The organism is Alphaproteobacteria bacterium (assembly GCA_016699735.1).
GTDB lineage: Bacteria > Pseudomonadota > Alphaproteobacteria > Micavibrionales > Micavibrionaceae > JAGNKE01.
The window spans coordinates 1,067,248-1,084,686 of record CP065008.1 but is presented as its reverse complement, the minus strand read 5'-3'; the positions used below and the strand labels follow the sequence as shown (position 1 = coordinate 1,084,686).

The 17,439-nt window shown below is 54.9% G+C and carries 17 protein-coding genes; 12 read left to right on the top strand and 5 right to left on the bottom strand.

Annotated features, from left to right (window positions below; all coding sequences use genetic code 11):
• The first annotated feature begins 143 nt into the window (after positions 1–143).
• From IPN28_05205 to IPN28_05195, 3 genes are all read left to right on the top strand, one after another.
• The gene (locus IPN28_05205; protein QQS58219.1) at positions 144–533 is read left to right on the top strand and encodes a hypothetical protein; all 390 of its coding nucleotides are present in this window, start codon (positions 144–146) and stop codon (positions 531–533) included.
• A gap of 105 nt (positions 534–638) precedes the next feature.
• Entirely contained in the window at positions 639–1,808 is a 1,170-nt protein-coding gene (gene rnd / locus IPN28_05200; GenBank protein ID QQS58218.1) for a ribonuclease D, read from the top strand.
• Positions 1,805–2,368 carry a histidine phosphatase family protein gene (locus IPN28_05195; protein QQS58217.1) on the top strand — a complete coding sequence of 188 codons (564 nt, stop codon included), beginning with the start codon at positions 1,805–1,807 and terminating at the stop codon, positions 2,366–2,368. The genes rnd and IPN28_05195 overlap by 4 nt, the downstream gene beginning before the upstream one ends.
• Positions 2,369–2,372: 4 nt before the next feature.
• Here the strand turns inward: IPN28_05195 and IPN28_05190 are convergent, their stop codons facing one another.
• From IPN28_05190 to IPN28_05180, 3 genes are read right to left on the bottom strand one after another with little or no spacing between them, the layout of a single operon-like run.
• Positions 2,373–3,092, bottom strand: a complete 720-nt coding sequence (locus IPN28_05190; protein ID QQS58216.1) for a DNA replication protein — start codon at positions 3,090–3,092, stop codon at positions 2,373–2,375.
• Positions 3,067–4,236, bottom strand: coding sequence for an AI-2E family transporter (locus tag IPN28_05185; protein QQS58215.1), 1,170 nt, complete (start codon positions 4,234–4,236; stop codon positions 3,067–3,069). Before IPN28_05185 ends, IPN28_05190 begins: the two co-directional genes overlap by 26 nt.
• A gap of 58 nt (positions 4,237–4,294) precedes the next feature.
• Positions 4,295–5,605, bottom strand: coding sequence for a DUF2066 domain-containing protein (locus IPN28_05180; protein ID QQS58214.1), 1,311 nt, complete (start codon positions 5,603–5,605; stop codon positions 4,295–4,297).
• A 65-nt stretch (positions 5,606–5,670) separates the two neighbouring features.
• Between IPN28_05180 and IPN28_05175 the strand changes: the two genes are divergently transcribed.
• The 4 genes from IPN28_05175 to IPN28_05160 all read left to right on the top strand — a co-directional run bounded on the left by IPN28_05175 (position 5,671) and on the right by IPN28_05160 (position 11,198).
• Entirely contained in the window at positions 5,671–6,780 is a 1,110-nt protein-coding gene (locus IPN28_05175) for a phosphoribosylformylglycinamidine cyclo-ligase (protein ID QQS58213.1), read from the top strand.
• Positions 6,762–7,364, top strand: a complete 603-nt coding sequence (locus tag IPN28_05170) for a phosphoribosylglycinamide formyltransferase (protein ID QQS58212.1) — start codon at positions 6,762–6,764, stop codon at positions 7,362–7,364. The genes IPN28_05175 and IPN28_05170 overlap by 19 nt, the downstream gene beginning before the upstream one ends.
• A gap of 56 nt (positions 7,365–7,420) precedes the next feature.
• Positions 7,421–7,576, top strand: coding sequence for an aa3-type cytochrome c oxidase subunit IV (locus IPN28_05165; protein ID QQS58211.1), 156 nt, complete (start codon positions 7,421–7,423; stop codon positions 7,574–7,576).
• 187 nt (positions 7,577–7,763) lie between these two features.
• On the top strand, positions 7,764–11,198 hold the full coding sequence (locus IPN28_05160) for a response regulator (GenBank protein QQS58210.1): 3,435 nt from the start codon (positions 7,764–7,766) through the stop codon (positions 11,196–11,198).
• 5 nt (positions 11,199–11,203) lie between these two features.
• Here the strand turns inward: IPN28_05160 and ndk are convergent, their stop codons facing one another.
• On the bottom strand, positions 11,204–11,626 hold the full coding sequence (gene ndk, locus IPN28_05155; GenBank protein QQS58209.1) for a nucleoside-diphosphate kinase: 423 nt from the start codon (positions 11,624–11,626) through the stop codon (positions 11,204–11,206).
• A 187-nt stretch (positions 11,627–11,813) separates the two neighbouring features.
• Here ndk and IPN28_05150 point away from each other — a divergent pair, with 187 nt between their 5' ends.
• The 5 genes from IPN28_05150 (at position 11,814) to IPN28_05130 (ending at position 14,713) form a co-directional block, all read left to right on the top strand.
• The gene (locus tag IPN28_05150; GenBank protein QQS58208.1) at positions 11,814–12,596 is read left to right on the top strand and encodes a hypothetical protein; all 783 of its coding nucleotides are present in this window, start codon (positions 11,814–11,816) and stop codon (positions 12,594–12,596) included.
• Positions 12,597–12,621: 25 nt separating this feature from the next.
• Positions 12,622–13,053: a hypothetical protein gene (locus tag IPN28_05145; protein ID QQS58207.1), complete on the top strand. Its 432-nt coding sequence runs from the start codon at positions 12,622–12,624 to the stop codon at positions 13,051–13,053.
• Entirely contained in the window at positions 13,050–13,310 is a 261-nt protein-coding gene (locus IPN28_05140; GenBank protein ID QQS58206.1) for a hypothetical protein, read from the top strand. The genes IPN28_05145 and IPN28_05140 overlap by 4 nt, the downstream gene beginning before the upstream one ends.
• 105 nt (positions 13,311–13,415) lie before the next feature.
• Positions 13,416–14,081, top strand: a complete 666-nt coding sequence (locus tag IPN28_05135; GenBank protein QQS58205.1) for a hypothetical protein — start codon at positions 13,416–13,418, stop codon at positions 14,079–14,081.
• Between the two features lie 59 nt (positions 14,082–14,140).
• Positions 14,141–14,713: a nucleoside-diphosphate kinase gene (locus IPN28_05130; GenBank protein QQS58204.1), complete on the top strand. Its 573-nt coding sequence runs from the start codon at positions 14,141–14,143 to the stop codon at positions 14,711–14,713.
• A gap of 13 nt (positions 14,714–14,726) precedes the next feature.
• On the opposite strand, the gene alaS is transcribed toward IPN28_05130, so the two are convergent.
• Positions 14,727–17,414, bottom strand: a complete 2,688-nt coding sequence (gene alaS, locus IPN28_05125) for an alanine--tRNA ligase (protein ID QQS58203.1) — start codon at positions 17,412–17,414, stop codon at positions 14,727–14,729.
• Positions 17,415–17,439 lie beyond the last annotated feature (25 nt).

Below are 17,439 nucleotides of genomic sequence, written 5' to 3'. Positions count from 1 at the left end.
TAATGCATAAGCGCCGCTTTCTCAAAAGGGTTTTTGGGTGGTTTTCCCCCCGCTTTTGCGCGGAATTTGACATTTGCGGAAAAAAAACTATATTTTGGGGCTATTACAAGTATTCAGGGTTAATATTTTAAGGAATTAAAGAGATGCGCGGCGTTTTGAGCAGCGAAAATTTACAAACCAAGCGCGAATTTCAGGATTTATCTTACCGATTACTGAAGATGCGCGATGAGATGTCGGCGTTTTTTTCGCCGTTTCCCGATTTCCAGAAGCCGATCGTCAAGGCGCTGGATGTCAATGCTGGCCTGCTCGGGCAGGTGCAAGGACTTGATTCCTCTGCGGTCAGCACCCTGCAAACCGTGATCGGAAATATCGAGCAGCTTGTGCGGCTGATCCATAACGGGCTGGATTTCTATGCGCCGAACCAGCGTGAACCCGCCGAACGCCATGCTCGTGTGCTTGATAAGATTCTCGTCAAGCTCAAGAATTACGAAGAAGTCATCTATAAGAAGGGCTTCGGACGCAGCGTGGCGTGATCTGCTGCTTTTTTTTGCCCTATTTTTATGAATTTGCGGCTGGACGCTGACGCCCCGTTCTGCAATCATGGCCGCGGGTTATGACTTAGGCATCAGATAAAACGAATGATTGTTACCACATCCGCAGGCGTTGCCGAACTTTGCCATAAGCTCTCCGATTCGCCTTTTATTACGATCGATACCGAGTTTCTGCGGGAGAAGACCTATTACCCCAAGCTTTGCCTCGTGCAACTCAGCGGGCCGGACAAAAACGCCGCCGTGATCGACCCGCTTTCCAAGGATATCGACCTTTCACCGCTGTTCGACCTGATCGGCAACAAGAAGGTTCTCAAGGTCTTTCACGCGGCGCGGCAGGATCTGGAAATCTTTTACAATCTGACCGGCGGAGTCGTCGCGCCGTTCTTCGATACGCAAATCGCAGCGATGGTCTGCGGGTACGGCGATTCTGTCGGGTATAACAGCCTGGTGCAGGATATCGCCAAGAAAAGCATCGATAAAAGCGCGCAGTTCATGGACTGGTCGCACCGACCTCTGACTGACCGCCAGCTTTCCTACGCGCTGGGCGATGTCACGCATCTTTGCGATATTTATGTTCATCTTTCAAAAGAACTGGAGCGGCGCGGGCGTGTTTCGTGGCTGTTACAGGAGGAGGACATCCTCAGCGATCCCTCGACCTACAGCAACGATCCCTACGAGGCGTGGACGCGGATCAAGCTGCGGTCGCCCAGCCGGAAGACGCTGGCCGTTTTACGCGAAGTGGCGGCGTGGCGGGAGAAGGCGGCGCAGGAGCGCGATATTCCCAAAAACTGGATGATGCGCGACGAGACGCTGGCCGATCTCGCCTCGCAGGCGCCGCGCACGAAAGAGCAGCTTCTGAAAATCCGCAATATGCCGAAAGATCACGCCAACGGGCGGATCGGTGAGGCGCTGCTGGAGAGCATAAAGGCCGCGCTTGAGAGTCCGAAGGACGATTGGCCGACCGTCGAGAAACGAAAAATTCTGCCGCCGCAGGCCGCCGCCACGCTGGATATCCTCAAGATGCTTTTGAAAATCCAGAGTTCCGAGCATGGGGTCGCCTCCAAGTTGATCGCCTCGCAGGACGACCTGGAGGCTATCGTGCTGGACGATGCGGCGGAAGTTCCGGCTTTGAGCGGATGGCGGCGCGATATTTTCGGGGAGGATGCGCTGGCCCTGAAAGCCGGGAAGCTGGCCATCGGGCTTTCAGGCGATAAGATCACCAAGTTTCCCGTGGAGGAATTGAGGCGGTCCTCATGACTTCCGATTCCGAAAATCTTCCCAAGAGGCTTTATCTTCTGCGCCATGCGCTGGCTCTGCCGGCGGAAAGCGGCGGTGAGGACATCAAGCGGGCGTTGGCTCCCCGCGGCGTCGAGGACGCGAAGGCTCTGGCCGCCATTATGCGATTGAAGGGGTATTTGCCGGACTATGCCTTGTGTTCACCCGCTGTGCGGACGCGGCAGACTCTGGAACCGATCGAGGAGCGGATTACCCTCACGGATATTTCGCGGCCGATGATTTTATATACGGGATCACCCGGAGATCTTCTGGCCACGATTCAGAAGGTCAGCCCCTCCTTCGAACAGGTGATCCTTTCCGGCCATAATCCCGGAATCGGACAGCTAGCAAAACTTCTGACCGGGCGCGGCGGCGAGTCTCTCGTCCAGAGGCTTAATGAAGGATTCAGGCCGGGGACGCTCGCGGTTTTTGCGTTTACGGGCGATGACTGGGCGGATGTGCGACCGGGCGGGCTTGAACTGACCGATTTCATGGATCCGCTGGATTATAACGCGCCTTCGACGCCCGCACGCTGGACGTGAGGCTTTATTCCGATTGAAGATCGGCGAGAATTTTTCGCATCAGCGCGATGGATATGCGGCTTTTTTCTACCAGCGCGAGGCGGTCGGCGCGCGCGACGATTTCGCGGGCGGCGGCGAAAGAGCGCTCCATGCGCGGGAGAACGTAAGCGATCACGTCCTCACCCACCCGGATCTGGCGGTCGGCGAACTGCTTGATGAGAATGGCGGCCAGAAGTGTTTCATCCGGCGGTTGGATCGTCACCATCGGCGCGGCGCGGAAGCGCGATGCCAGATCGGGGATGGCGAAGTCCAGCGCGGAGGGCGCGATCCGCATGGTGACGAGCATCGTGCGTTGTTCCTCGCGCATCAGATTATAGAGATGGAAAAGCGCGGTTTCCGCCTCGCGGTCGCCGATCCACGGGTCGATTCCGTCGAGGATGAGGGCCGGGCCGCTTTCCATGAGAAGGTCTGCGCTTTCCTGCGTCAGGCGTTCGGGTTTGACGAAGACGGCCTTCGAGACGGCGGACCAGACCGCGCAGAGATGCGTTTTGCCACTGGCGGCGGGACCGTGAAGGGTGAGCATGGGTGCGGGCCAATCGGGCCAGCGGTCAATCCAGCCCACGGCGGATTCGTTGCTTGGTCCGATCAGGAAATCGGCGCGGCCCATCGCGGTGCGGACGCCGAGATCGAAGGGAATCTGGGTCGGGGTTTTATTCTCGCTATCCTGCGGGCGGAGCGGGTTCATTTTCGGGCGAAAGTTTCTTTTTTCTGCCCCTGGCGGCTTTCCTGCCGTTCGCAGGGCCGCCGGACGACTCGGGGATCAAGTCGTTATAGTAACGGCTGTCCTTGTATTTTTGAAGAAGAAAGGATGTGACGACTCCGATCGAGGCGGTCACGGGAACGGCGAGAAACATTCCGAGGACTCCGAGCAGGCTGGCGCCGGCCATAAGGGCGAAAAATATCCAGAGCGGGTGCAGGCCGACGCTGTCGCCGATCAGTTTGGGGGTGAGGAGATTGCCTTCGATGATCTGTCCGGCGATGAAAATGCCGCCGATCAAAAGCACGAAGGCGAGATTGCCGGACTGGAACCACGCGACGGCGATACTGAGGACCAGCCCCACCGCCGAGCCGACCATCGGGATGATGGAGAGTGCGCCGGAACCGAGGCCGATCATGAAACCGTATTTCAGGCCCGCGAGTGTCAGGGCGAGCGCGTAGGCTAGGCCGAGAATGAGCGCGACGGTCAGCTGGCCACGGACGAAGCCGGAGAGTTTTGCGTCGATATTCTTAAGGATGCCGTTGACGGACTCTTCGGCGTGGCGGGGAATGAGGCCGTGAATCCAGGCGGTCACATCCGGCCAGTCCTTCATCAGGAAATAGGCGACGATGGGCATGATGACGATCACGGAAATGGCGTCGATGACCGCCTGCCCGCCCGCCAGCAGATTTCGGGCAAGGATATCGAGAGTTTTGACCGCCGGACCGCTGCCGTTTTTCATCAGATTATCCACGGCTTCCTCGTGGGTCATGCCCAGAAGCCCCTCGATGCGGGTCATGACGGGTTTGAGGGTTTCGATGAGATGGCGGACATAATCGGGTGCATTCTGGATCAAATCGGCGGATTCACGGACAAGGGCCGGAAGCAGCACCGCGCCCAGGGCCAAAACACAGAGAACAAAGCCGCCCAGGATCAGAAGAGATGCGAGGCTGCGCGACAACCCGGCTTTGCCGAGTTCGGTGACGAAGGGATTCAGGAGGTAGGCGATGGCCAGACCGAGAACGAACGGCAGCAAGACCGTCTTAAGCAAAAAGACAATCAGGACGAAAGCGGCGGTTGCGGCCGTCCAGAAAATGAGGTGCGTTTTCGGTTTGAGCGGAGTGTAGGTCATAATGAAACGCTCTGCCTGTCCTTATTCGATGGTTGAGAAGAATAGAACGCAAGTTGCTTTAGAATGTGTGGACGCCCTGCTCCTGCGCGCCCCCTGCAGAAGGTTCCGGTGCGCGGTAGAAGGAGGCGGGCCGGGAATCCTCAACGGTTATGTCATAAATTTCCTTTCCGGTCGTGGAATTGCCGGGGCCGGAAAAGCGCGGGACGGAGGTGCTGGTGTAGGGCTCACCCAAAGTCATGCCCGAATTGGCCAGCGCCTCGCGCAGGGCAGCAGCGTCACCGCCGAAGCTAAAGCGCACGAACGCCTCCCGCGGTTTCAAGGACAGCACCGACATCTGGCTTACGCCCGAGGTACCCCGCAACGCCTGCTGCACCTTGACCCACTGGGCAATCGACTTGATCGGAATATGAACGACATACATCCGCGAGGGACCGCCCGCGGCTTTTATCGTCTTCGCTTTCCAGTTGCCGTTGAGTACCCCGTAGGCCGAGGAAACGGCGCGGGCGAAGAACTGTGCGCGGCTTTCGCCTGCGTTCGGGGTCAGGGCCAATTCGTAAACCGCCTCGGCGCGGCGGCGGTCGGTGCGGTAGAATGTCAGGGTCAGCACGCCCGACGCCGGAGACGAATCGCCTTTTATGGCGGCCAGACGGTCATCCGCTGCGGCCACGATGATCGCCGCATCTCCCGCGCCGTAACGCTTTTGCATCCGGGCAAGGCCGTTCGGGCTGAAGCTAACACCCTCCGTCTCGCCGATATCGGCGACATCCATCAGGTCGCCAATAGGAATTTCCACCGGCCGGGCGTCCGCCTTCAAGTCACGGCCCCAAGCCTGCAGCCACAGATTGCCCTCCTGCCAGACTTTCAGGCTTTGGCCGACACGATAGAAGGGAAGAACGAGCAGAGGCTGCGCGGTTTTTGTTTCGGTATTTTCCGGCGATGAGGTTGTCGGAGTTGCACCCGCCACATCCAGATTGGAGAGCGAAAAATATTTTTTTACCGCCGCTTCGCGGAAGCGAAAAGTGTAAGTTCCAACATAACGGACGGCGGAGAGTTTTTCGTTCGTGACCTCGAAGTCCTTGACCATCGAGCCAATCGTGATCGGATCGGGCGTACGGTAGCCGCTGATTTTTCCCTCACTGACCAGACGGTCGGCCAACATCTTGAAGGCTTTTAACTGCGCTTCCTCGAAGGCCTTGTCGCGGGCGGCCACGGAATTTTCGGCGGTAACATCCACCGAGACGTTTTCGACCGTCAGAGAGGTTTCTGCGGCGTGCGCCTGCCCCCCCGCCGTCCACAAAAGAACGCCCAGAAGAAAAAGAGCGCCGATTATTGCGTTCTTGCCGTAGCTTGCCGTATAGGATATGCCCATATTTGTCGATCCGAAGAATTAGCGGTTTGTTTTAGTTTATAGCGATCCTCATATGACAGGGCAACATGAAAGAAGCGAGTAAAAACAGCGCCTACAAGGAGGCCGGGGTCGATATCGACGCGGCCGCCGACCTTGTCGAGCGGATCAAGGGTATGGTCGGGAAGACCCGGAGAAGCGGCGTCATGTCCTCCATCGGCGGTTTCGGGGCGCTTTTTGATCTGAAAGCCGCGGGATACGATGATCCGATCCTTGTCTCCTCCACCGACGGCGTTGGAACGAAAATCAAAATCGCCATCGAATGCGATCGGCATGACACGATCGGGATCGACCTTGTGGCGATGTGCGTGAACGATCTAGTCGTTCAGGGGGCTGAGCCGTTGTTTTTTCTCGATTATTTCGCTACCGGGCGACTGGCTAACCGCGTGGCCGAGGCCGTGATTCAGGGGATCGCCGAGGGGTGCGCGCAGGCCGGATGCGCCCTGATCGGCGGAGAAACGGCGGAAATGCCGGGGCTTTACGCGGAAGGGGATTACGACCTTGCGGGGTTTTCCGTTGGAGCCGTCAGCCGGAGCCGCGTTATCAGCGGCGAGACCATGCAGGCGGGGGATATCGTTTTGGGCCTGGCATCCAGCGGGGTTCATTCCAACGGCTATTCACTTGTGCGGAAGATCGTGAAGGATTGCGGGCTGGGCTATGACTCCCCTGCTCCGTTCACGGACGGACACGGGAGCGTGAGCCTTGCCGACGCGTTGCTGGTGCCGACGCGGATTTATGTGCGGCCCTTGCTGGCTGCGCTTAAAATTAACGATTCCGCCGGATCGCCCGCCATCAGGGGGCTGGCGCATATCACGGGCGGGGGTTTGAGCGAGAATATTCCCCGCGTCGTTCCCGATCATCTTGCCGTGCGGCTGGATGTACAGAACTGGACTTTGCCAGCGGTTTTCGGCTGGCTCAAGGCTGCCGGAGGACTTGAAAACGACGATCTGGCGCGGACGCTGAATTGCGGGATCGGGATGGTCGTCATCTGTGCGCCCGCCCAGGCTGACGCTGTTCGGAAAACTCTGGAGACACAGGGCGAGACGGTCAGCCGGATCGGAGTCATCGAGCCGCGTCCGGCGGGTGGCCCTGCCATACAGATCGACTTTATGGATACGGCATGGGCGGAGAAAGGCTGAAAATCGCCGTTCTGATCTCCGGGCGGGGGAGCAATCTCAATGCCCTCATCCATGCGTGCCGCGATCCTTCGTTTCCCGCCGAGATTTGCCTTGTTCTCTCCAGCCGGCCGGGGGCCGAGGGGCTTGAATATGCAAGGGAGGCCCAGATTCCGGCGGTTGTGGTGGATCATAAAGCCTATGCCGACCGGCGTTCCTTCGAAGAGGCCATGCAGAAAGAGATTGAGAAATCAGGGGCCGAACTGGTGGTTCTGGCCGGTTTCATGCGGGTGCTGACCGCCGATTTCGTTCAGTTGTGGCCGGGGCGGATGATCAATATCCACCCGTCCCTGCTGCCCGATTACAAGGGGCTGGACACCCATGCGCGGGCGCTGGCCGACGGGAAAAAGGAAGCAGGCTGCACGGTTCATTATGTCGACCCTGAGATGGATAGCGGGCCGATCATCGTGCAGAAGCGTGTTGGCATATTGTCCGGCGATACACCGGAGACTCTGGCGGCGCGGGTTCTGGAGCAGGAGCATCTGGCCTATCCCGAGGCGGTGCGGATTGTGTGTGAAGACCTGCGCGGCAGGGGGAATCCGGCTTGAAAGGTCCGGCCGATTCAGTTTATTCATAAGAGCAGATGTTTTTAAGGAGGCAGGCTATGGGCGAACATTCTCAGGCGGTTGACGTCGATCCCCAAGAGCTGAAAAAGGCTCAGGAGATGTGGCATTCCTTTGCCTGCGTATCGAAGACCGTTGTCGTTGTCACGTGCGTTGTTCTTATCTTACTGGCGCTGGTTTTTATTGATTTTACGTAATCAAATCAAGCTTTTCCGCCCCCTGTCCTAAGCAAACCTTAACCTTTTGGGTTCACACTACCGGGTGAAGATGCCTTTCTGCGTTCTCTGCGTTATTCGGGGCAAACTACGCACTTTCGGGACCATGCTTAATCTTATCAGACCGTTCCTGGCCCTTCCCCCGCCTGTCAGACCTCTGGCATTACCCATGCGCGGTCTGACAGCGCTTCTGTTTGGGTTTTTAATCGTGCTTAGTTCCGGCTCCGCCTTTGCCGATGCGCTGAAACTGACGGATCCATCGCGGGAGTTCACAGTCGGCTCCCACAGCTATGTTACTCCCGATCCCAATGGAACCGTGAGCCTCAATACCCTTGTTGAGAATTTTCAAACGAAGGGGCTGAAAGGCGATAAATCCGAGTCTGACCTCCTTCATCATCCGCTTTCCGATTCCCCTTTCTGGATTTTGTTTGAACTGGAGAACTCCACGGACGAGGACGAATGGGTTCTGGATTTTTCCGATGCGCTGGGTGGCCGGATGGCGCTTGCCCGTTCGGTCATGGTTATGAACGTGACCACGGGCACCGTCTTCGCACTTTCGCCCGGGTTAAAACTTCCCGGTGTTCCGGGGCCGTACGCGCAAGAGCCCGCGCAAGTGTTTCTCGGGCCTTCCCTTCCCTTAACCCTGAAGCCTAAAGCTACAAATCTTCTGGCCGTTTATCTTCATCCCGATAAAGGTTTTCCGATCAGTTTTACGCCGCAGGTTCTTTCGCAGAAAAAATATCTGTCCGTTCTTCTCTCCGGAGAATTGAGCGTAACCCTTGGCGGTCTTTTCTTCGTGATCGTGATGGCCGTTTTCACGACCTTTTTGTATATGACGCGCCAGTCCTCCTATTTATTTTTTCTCCTCTATTATGCCTCGCTTTGCGTTCTTTATTTTATTCTCAACCAGACCTTCCTCAGCGGTTCGCTTGTTTCCGGCCCTCTCCTGATCGGGCTCTACAGCGCGGGCGTTATTTTCGCGCTTCTGCATATTAAATCCTACCTTCGCATCGAGGGCAGCGATCACCCGGTCGAGCATATTATCATTCTTGGGTTGTGCGCTCTCGTGGTTGCGGCTTCCTGCCTGTTTCTTTTCGTTCTCGGGCCGGGAGCCCTCGGCTTTGGGCTTTTTGCCGGAAGCCTTTGCGTTTCTATATTGGCAGGTATCACCATCTGCTACTTTTTAAACCCCAATATGCGTGAGAGCAGCCAGTTCTTCTGTGCAGGCTGGCTTGTTCATCTGTGCGGGTTTGCTGCTCTTTGCCTAGGGGCATATGATATCCTTCCGATGAGTGTTTTTATTGTCAATCTGTTCTGGTTTTCGCTCATTCCGCAAGCGGCGTTTTTTGTCGGGGGCAGTCTGCGGGCGCTCAAATATGAAGAGGAACAGAAAAAGCAAGACCTCGTTCGTCAGAAGCATGACTCGCAAGCTATGGCCCGCCTGCAGAAATCAAAAGAATCCGCCGATCAGGCCCGCCTTTTGCGTGTGATCGAGCGTGAGCGCGAGTTGATGAGCGAATTGCGGGAAAGAGAAATCCAACGCGCCGAGGAAATGCGTCACGCCAAGGAAGTCGCCGACCGCGCCAACATGGCGAAATCTGCGTTTCTGGCCGTGGTCAGCCATGAAATCCGCACCCCGATGACGGGGATCATGGGGATGGTTTCACTGCTGAATGACACCAATCTTAATAAAACCCAAACCGATTATGTCGATACGATCAAAAAATCCGGGGAAACGATGATGACTCTTCTCAACGATATTCTCGATTTCGAGAAAATCGAACGGGGGAGCATGGATATCGAGGATGTTCCCTTTGATCTGCCGCGACTGGCGCAAGACGTCGTCACCCTGATGTCCGGTCATGCGGCCCAGAAAAATCTTTACCTTAAGCTTGAGATGGCCGACGGTCTGCCTCAAATCGTTTCCGGCGATCCGACGAGGATCCGGCAAATCCTGCTTAATCTCGTCAATAACGGGCTGAAATTCACGCCCGAGGGCGGCGTCACCATTAAATTGAGCGCCCGCAAACCCGGGAAAAAGGAGAATTATCCGGCGCAAACCGTTCTTGTGAGCTTTGCCGTGGCCGATACGGGGATTGGCATTACAAAAGAAGCGCAGACGAAACTTTTTACGCCCTTTTCGCAGGCGGAAACCAGCATTACCCGCAAATACGGCGGCACGGGCCTTGGGCTTGCGATTTCCGACCGCCTGATCGACGCGATGGACGGCAAGATCACCGTGACCAGCGAAGTCGGCAAGGGAACAGAATTTTCCTTTGAGCTTCCCATGCTTCAAGACCTTAGCGGCGAGGAGGTTGCGGAGCCGCTTAGCGATCAGGAGCTTGTCACGCCGCCCATGCGTATTTTGGTCGTCGAGGATAACGAGATGAACCGGAAAGTTCTGCAGGGGCTGCTCGGAAAATACGGGCATGACGTTCTGCTTGCCGCGAACGGGTTCGAGGCGCTTGAGCAGTGCGAAAAGGAAAAGCCGCAGCTGGTTTTCATGGATATACAAATGCAGGGGATGGACGGGCTTGAAACCTCCCGGAAGATTCGGTCCAGTTCGAATACTGCGCTCGCACGAACGCCGATCATTGCCCTGACCGGAAACGTCATGCTTGAGGAAATGAGGGAAATATTCGAAGCTCAAATCAACGGGTTCGTCGCGAAGCCTATCGACCCAAGGAAATTGAACGAAGTGATCTACAACGCCTCCAAGGGGAAGTTTGAGAATCCCCTGCCCGATATATCCGAAAAAGGCGCATTTGAATCCCTGACTGAAAAAGACCTCGGGCTCAGCCTTGACGACCGCGAATTGTATGAAGAGAAATCAAAATCCACCGCGCTCTCCGTCTCCGCCAAAAACACGGTCGCGGAGCCTGAGGATAAGAGCAAGGAATTTTCCTTCGACGAATTCAGACAGAAGATTGAAGAGGATGACGAGGAAGACGACCCTCTGGATTACGGCGAAGATCTGGCCAAGGAGGGTTCAGCCCTTTCCGCCAGCAAAAAGCGTAAAAACGACCTCAGTTTCAATGATGACGAAGAGCTGACGGAGATCCAGAAGTTCCTGATGGCTCAACACTCCGGCGATTCTGCGTCTGTTCATAAATCGTCCTCCGGAAAATCCGCACGGGCGGCGGAGCCCTTGTTTAAAGCCGAAAAGAAAGCTGTCCGCCCTGACGATGCCCCTAAACTTTCCCCGCAAACCAAGAGTGAGCCCATGTCCAAATCACAGAAAACCGAGAAAAAGAGCGATACTTTCCTTGATCTTGAAATGCTGAAAAGCCTGGTGGATACGCTGGGCAAGGATCAATTCACCAAACTGCTTGAGGGATTTTTGAGCAAGGCGGATGAGATCGTCGAGCAAATCAAAGAGGTTCTGGAGAAAAAAGACGTTGCGGGGCTTGCTGCGCGCAGCCATGAACTGAAGGGTATGGCGGCGAATTTCGGTATGGCGGAGGTCAGCAAGATCGCCGGGGAGGCCGAGAAAGCGTCTAAAACCTCCAACCCGGACCTCGCGTTCAAAAAAGCCGCCCTGCTTGAAGAGAGCAATAAAAATACAAAAATCGCTTTTACGAAGTGGCTGGACGGGCTGAAATAGACCCGTTAGCCGACGATTTCGGTTTCAGCGAAGAAAAAGGCGATTTCTTTGGCGGCGTTTTCGAGCGTATCGGAGCCGTGAACGGAGTTTTCACCGATGTTCAGAGCGAATTTTTTGCGAACGGTGCCTTCGGCAGCCTTTTCGGGGTTGGTTTCGCCCATGACTTCGCGGTTTTTGGCGACGGCGTTCTCGCCCTCCAAGACCTGCACGACCACGGGGCCGGAGCTCATGAATTCCGTCAGTTCGCCGAAAAATGGCCTATCCTTATGAATTTCATAGAATTTTTGCGCCTGCTGGAGGGTCATGAGGATGCGCTTCTGGCCGACAATTCGTAATCCGGCCTGTTCGAAGAGCGTGTTGACCGACCCGGTCAGGTTGCGTTTGGTTGCATCCGGTTTGATGATCGAAAGTGTGCGCTGCAGAGCCATTTTTCCCTCTCTTTACCCTTATTTTGTTCGGAAACAGTGTATAGCGGCTCTCTTTCCTTCAGGCAAGAGGAGAATGGGGTGGGCGAAGGCGTGTATATTAAGAATATCCGTTATTGCCAAAATAGTTCCGAATTTGGTATGATCTTTCTTTAAGCAATAAAAATAAGCCTTAAAAGGTTTGTCAGGGATGGGTTTGCAGTATTTAGCAGCGGATGAGGTTTCACAGCGGTTTCGTGATTCCACGAGCGGGTCGCCGTGCCAGCTTATGCCGTATGAGCGTATTTTAGAGACGCGGTCTGAAGCCAACGAGGTTTTGCTGGGGTTTTTGCGGAACTGTAAACGGGAGCTTCGGCTTCATGATGCTTTTACCGGACCTCTCAAAGATTTGACGGCCGCAGAGAAAAAGGCCAAGCGCGATTACAACGGACGAAACGAGCTTGTTACCGATTATGTGCGGGGCAAGGTGGTTGTACGAACACCTGAGGAAATCAACGCTCTTAAGCAAACTTTGGGCAACAGAAACTCCGATCTTATGCACAAGAGCGGTATTTATCTGGTGCATATGACCGATTTTTTCGAGGATCCCAAGGATTTGACCGGGTACCGCGCCTTGAACTGCAAGCTGGCCGTTCCCGTTTCCGGCGGGGATTATCATGTCGTCGAGTTGCAGGTCGTCGCGGAACAAATTGAGAAGATTTACGATCAAACGCATCCCTATAAGGCCCGGGCCGAGGCTCTCCACGATCTGGCCGCGAGCGAAGAGCGCGAATTGACAAAAGCCGAGAAGCGGGAAGCCGCCTATAGTTTTACGGCTTGCCGACTTTTTAACGGGCGTGTAGCACGGGATGCGGGGTATGATATGTTGCTTAAGCCCGAGGTGCGTTCCAAGCATGAACTTTCGCGGCACCGTGAAATCAAGCTGCAGGGCATGGTTGACGATCTTCATCGTATGGGTCTAGACAATGAATAGTGCTATTTTTAAAGGATGATGGATTATGGCTGATAAATTAAAAATTGAAGATTTAAAAGGTATTTTTAAAAACAACGATAGCATTCGTCTGTATCAGGATAGCGGAGGACCGGAAACGGGCGCTGAAAGCTACAACAAGTACGGAGTTTACTGCGATACGAGCGGAAGGAGCGAGTTTCTTTGCGTCATCATGGAGCGCGACGATCCGGCCGCCAATCCCGATGGGCCATGGACAGAAGATGATTATATTCCCCATAGTGCTGCACGCTTTGATTTTGCTTCGCGGACATGGAAAACCGAACGCGGCAACATGAATCTGATCTCCAGCCAGTCGTTCAGTTTTATGGATGATGAGAATCAGTTTTTCGATCAATTGCAGGGACATATTGATCGGCTGGATGCTGCGGCGGCTCCCCAAACTGTGCGGGGTGAGCGTTTAGACGAGAGCCAGCCTTGATTTCGGAAGAGCAGGATTTTGAGTACGATGAGGAGGGGGAGATTTCCGTCCTTTATTATATTCTGGGCGAAATCCCCATTAAATTGACCTGCGAGGATTCCTTTCCCTTTCGTGCCGAGCGTGGGGATTATGACACGAAGTCTTTTATTCTCGATAACGGTGTGATCAAGAGGATCAATGACTCTGCGGACGTCCGTAAGGTGAGCGAGGCGGATTTCAGGAATTTCTGCCTGTCGCGCGGGATCAAGCCGATCTAGTTAAGTCTTTATAGTTATTTACTTTTCCTCCCTAACTTGATCTTTATCCGCTTTCTGTTTTATATTGTCATGAAATAATAATTTACGTGGTTACCGGGTGATTGTGTGAGCGAAGTCAGGAAAGAACTCCGAAATCTTTTTAATACAGACAAGGAACAAGACGTTCTGCGGACTCTTTTTATGCGTTCGCAAGGATTGTCCGTTTCAGAAGATGAAACTCTGGAGGTTGAAGAGCAGCCTTGGGTCCGGGGCGGCGGAGAGACTTATATCATGCCGTTTTCCGTCAAAAACTCCAGCGGGCAGTCCGTCCGGTGTCTTTTTAAAGCCTGCGTGACCATGTTACCCGACCTGAAGGTTACCGAATGGATGCAAAGGCGGGAGGCTCTGGCGACCAAGGGCGTCGAGTCTCCACATGTCTTTGGTCATGGAAATGGCGTTGTCCTTGAGGAGTTTGTTCCGTATACGCTGGAAGAAGGTTATCAGCGTTTTGGCGGGGAGGTTGTGGCCAAAGCTGCGAGGGCTTTTGGCGGTATAGCCTCGCTTGGATTTCATCCTGTTTCAGGCGGTATTCTGCGGGATTTTCGCGTGGATGACCAAAAAAGAGTTCTGATGATTGATTTCGGCAGCGATCTTGGTGCTCCCGGACTGGAGCCTTCGGAATTGTGGCAGGCTTTTGTCAATGATGCGAAAGCTCAGCTCAAACTTGATGAAAGCGAGATCGAAGCCTACCGCTCGGATTATGAAGCGGGCCTACATATGACTGTGCATTAAGACGTAGTTGACAGTTATTTTCAAATAATATACGCCTATGGCACTTAATTGGATAGAATATGGAAAAAACATTAATCATTTTTAAGCCCGATGCCGTCCAGATGGGCGTGGATGAGGAAATTCTTAGAAGCTTCCAGGAGAACGATCTTTATGTGTCGGCGATCACCCCGCGCATATTTCTTCATCCGCAAAAGGTAGATCAGCATTATAATTTTGGTGATGTATGGTTTAATAAAGTCGGCGAAAATATGCTTAAAGATGCACAGTTTCTGGGGCTTGATCCTCAGCAGCATCTAGGCACGACCGACCCTGTCACCATCGGCCACATGGTCAAGGGGTGGCTCAAGGATTATATGTCTTCCGGTCCCGTGCGTATCGGGGTCGTCGAGGGCGATAACGCGGTTGCGCGCGTAAGAGAGATTATCGGTAAGACTATTCCTGCTGCGGCCGACCCCGAATCTGTTCGAGGGCGATACAGCCAGGATACATCCGAGCAAGCCCTGATGGAAAAACGTTCCATCCGGAATATCATTCATGCCTCGGGGAACCGGGAAGAGGCCGCGGCGGAGATCGCCTTGTGGACCCCTGAACTTTATCCTGATCGTAGTTTAGAATATAACGCCGATCTTTAATTCAAGCTTCCTTTTAAGCCAGAGATTTTTCGATGGCTTTCACGGCGTCGTTGGCGGCTTCGGTGTTCGGGCCGCCGGCCTGGGCCATGTCGGGGCGGCCGCCGCCGCCGGAACCACCCAGAGCCTCCGCGCCGATTTTCACGAGTTCCACGGCGCTGACCTTTTTGGTCAGATCATCCGTGACGCCGACGACGATGGAGGCTTTGCCTTCGGATGTGGCTACCAGCACGATCACGCCGGAGCCGAGTTTTTTCTTGAGGTCGTCGGCCATGGGTTTGAGATCCTTGGCGGGAAAGTCCTTCAGGACGCGGCCCGTGAATTTGATGCCGCCGATGTCGCGCACGTCCCCTGCTCCGTCTGACGCCGTTGCCGGTCCAGCCATTGAGAGCTGGCGGCGGAGGTCTGAGACTTCCCTTTCCAGTTTGCGTTTTTCATCGGAGAGGGTTTTCACGCGCTCCAGTACTTCGGCGGGGCTGGCTTTCAGGGCACCAGCGACCTGTTGCAGCGTTTGGTCCTGCTGCTCGAAATAACGCAGAGCGTTGGCGCCCGTGAGCGCCTCGACGCGGCGGATGCCGGATGAAAGGGCGCTTTCGGAGATGATTTTCAGAAGGCCGATATCCCCCGTTCGTTTGACGTGTGTACCGCCGCAGAGTTCGACGGAGAAAGGTTTGTTCGCGCCCGCCTTCTTTGTGCCCATCGTCACCACACGCACCTCGTCGGCGTATTTTTCGCCGAACAGGGCCATCGCGCCCGTTGCGCGGGCATCTTCCAGTGGCATCACGCGGGTTTCGACGGGCGTGTTGGCGCGGATTTGATCATTAATAATTTGTTCTACTTTTTCTATTTCTTCAGAAGTCATGCCTTTTGGATGACTAATATCAAACCGAGTTTTGTAGCTGTCTTGTAAGCTGCCCTTTTGAGTAACATGTTCGCCTAAAACTCTTCTTAAAGATTCATGCAATAAATGTGTTGCAGAGTGGTTTGCTTCTATTGCCGTGCGTTCATACCCATTGATCGTGAGTTTTACTGCATCACCTGTTTTTAATGGCCAAGCCGCTTGACCATAGTGGGCGTGTATTCCGCCAACCTTTTTCTCAGTAGTATGAACGGTAAATATCTGCAAATTTGAGTCTTCTTTATTTATGAAGCCAGCGTCACCAACCTGACCTCCAGATTCAGCATAAAAAGGAGTTTGTTTAGTAATGATGTATGCCATATCTCCCATTTCGAGACTGCTTACTTTTTGGCCATCTTTGACTATCGCGACAATTATTGATTGTGCGCTGTGGTTACCATATTGATCTTTAACATCCCTTAAAAACTCCGTCGGGCCGACTTCGTCGAGGATTTCAAACCAGAGTTTTTCGGTCGCCTGCTCACCCGTCCCCGCCCAGGCGGCGCGGGCGCGGGCCTTCTGCTCGTTCATCGCGGTTTCGAAGGCGGCGACATCGACCGTAATGTTTTTGGCTTTCAGCGCGTCCTGCGTCAGGTCGAGCGGGAAGCCGTAGGTGTCGTAAAGTTTGAAGGCCACTTCGCCGGGGAATTTTTTTCCGGCGGCGAGTTTTGCGGTTTCCTCATCCAGCATTTTCAGGCCGCGGTCGAGGGTGACCTTGAAGCGGGACTCTTCGCTGGAGAGGCTCTGCACGATCAGCGCCTCGGCACGTTTGAGTTCGGGGTAGGCCTCGCCCATTTTGGCGATCAGGGTCGGAACCAAGCGGTGCATCAGGGGCTCCTTCGCGCCCAGAAGGTGCGCGTGGCGCATCCCGCGGCGCATGATGCGGCGGAGAACGTAGCCACGCCCCTCGTTCGAGGGCATGACGCCATCGGCCATCAGGAAGGCGGAGGCGCGCAGATGGTCGGCGATGACGCGGTGGGAGGGCGCCTGATCCCCGTCCGGGTCCACGCCCGTTAAATCCGCGCTGTGTTCAATGATATCGCGCAGGAGGTCGATGGCGTAGTTGGTGGTTTTGCCCTGCATGAGGGCCGCCGTGCGCTCCAGACCCAGACCTGTGTCGATAGAAGGTTTTGGAAGGGGCTTTCTGTTATAACCGCCTTTACCGTCCGGCTCCTGCTCGAACTGCATGAAAACGTTGTTCCAGAACTCCAGATAGCGGTCGCCGTCTTCGTCCTTTGATCCCGGCGGGCCGCCGAAGAGCTTGTCGCCCTGATCGAAGAAAATCTCAGAACACGGGCCGCAGGGGCCGGTATCGCCCATCATCCAGAAATTCGCGTCGGTGGGGATGCGGATGATTTTATCGTCCGACAAGCCCGCGATTTTTTTCCAGAGTTTCGCGGCGTCCTCGTCGCTGGTGTGCACGGTGACCAGCAGTTTATCCTTCGGCATTCCGAAGTTTTTGGTGACGAGTTCCCATGCGAAGGATATGGCTTCTTCCTTGAAATAGTCGCCGAAGGAGAAGTTGCCGAGCATTTCGAAAAAGGTGTGGTGGCGGGCGGTATAGCCGACATTATCCAGATCGTTGTGCTTGCCTCCGGCGCGCACGCATTTCTGGGCGGTGGTGGCGCGTTTGTAATCGCGGTGTTCGGCGCCGAGGAAGACGTTTTTAAACTGCACCATGCCGGAGTTGGCAAACATCAGGGTCGGGTCGTTGTGCGGCACGAGGGGCGAGGAGGCCACAATCTCATGGCCGTTCTTTTTGAAGAATCCCAGAAACTCGGTGCGGATATCGTTGACTGTTTTCATTTTCTTCGCTCTATTCTTTACTCAA

What these genes read in the sequence shown, in the direction of transcription:
- IPN28_05205 (QQS58219.1), top strand. Translation starts at nt 144, where the DNA reads ATGCGCGGCGTTTTGAGCAGCGAAAATTTACAAACCAAGCGCGAATTT.
- rnd (QQS58218.1), top strand. Translation starts at nt 639, where the DNA reads ATGATTGTTACCACATCCGCAGGCGTTGCCGAACTTTGCCATAAGCTC.
- IPN28_05195 (QQS58217.1), top strand. Translation starts at nt 1,805, where the DNA reads ATGACTTCCGATTCCGAAAATCTTCCCAAGAGGCTTTATCTTCTGCGC.
- IPN28_05190 (QQS58216.1), bottom strand. Translation starts at nt 3,092, where the DNA reads ATGAACCCGCTCCGCCCGCAGGATAGCGAGAATAAAACCCCGACCCAG.
- IPN28_05185 (QQS58215.1), bottom strand. Translation starts at nt 4,236, where the DNA reads ATGACCTACACTCCGCTCAAACCGAAAACGCACCTCATTTTCTGGACG.
- IPN28_05180 (QQS58214.1), bottom strand. Translation starts at nt 5,605, where the DNA reads ATGGGCATATCCTATACGGCAAGCTACGGCAAGAACGCAATAATCGGC.
- IPN28_05175 (QQS58213.1), top strand. Translation starts at nt 5,671, where the DNA reads ATGAAAGAAGCGAGTAAAAACAGCGCCTACAAGGAGGCCGGGGTCGAT.
- IPN28_05170 (QQS58212.1), top strand. Translation starts at nt 6,762, where the DNA reads ATGGGCGGAGAAAGGCTGAAAATCGCCGTTCTGATCTCCGGGCGGGGG.
- IPN28_05165 (QQS58211.1), top strand. Translation starts at nt 7,421, where the DNA reads ATGGGCGAACATTCTCAGGCGGTTGACGTCGATCCCCAAGAGCTGAAA.
- IPN28_05160 (QQS58210.1), top strand. Translation starts at nt 7,764, where the DNA reads ATGCGCGGTCTGACAGCGCTTCTGTTTGGGTTTTTAATCGTGCTTAGT.
- ndk (QQS58209.1), bottom strand. Translation starts at nt 11,626, where the DNA reads ATGGCTCTGCAGCGCACACTTTCGATCATCAAACCGGATGCAACCAAA.
- IPN28_05150 (QQS58208.1), top strand. Translation starts at nt 11,814, where the DNA reads ATGGGTTTGCAGTATTTAGCAGCGGATGAGGTTTCACAGCGGTTTCGT.
- IPN28_05145 (QQS58207.1), top strand. Translation starts at nt 12,622, where the DNA reads ATGGCTGATAAATTAAAAATTGAAGATTTAAAAGGTATTTTTAAAAAC.
- IPN28_05130 (QQS58204.1), top strand. Translation starts at nt 14,141, where the DNA reads ATGGAAAAAACATTAATCATTTTTAAGCCCGATGCCGTCCAGATGGGC.
- alaS (QQS58203.1), bottom strand. Translation starts at nt 17,414, where the DNA reads ATGAAAACAGTCAACGATATCCGCACCGAGTTTCTGGGATTCTTCAAA.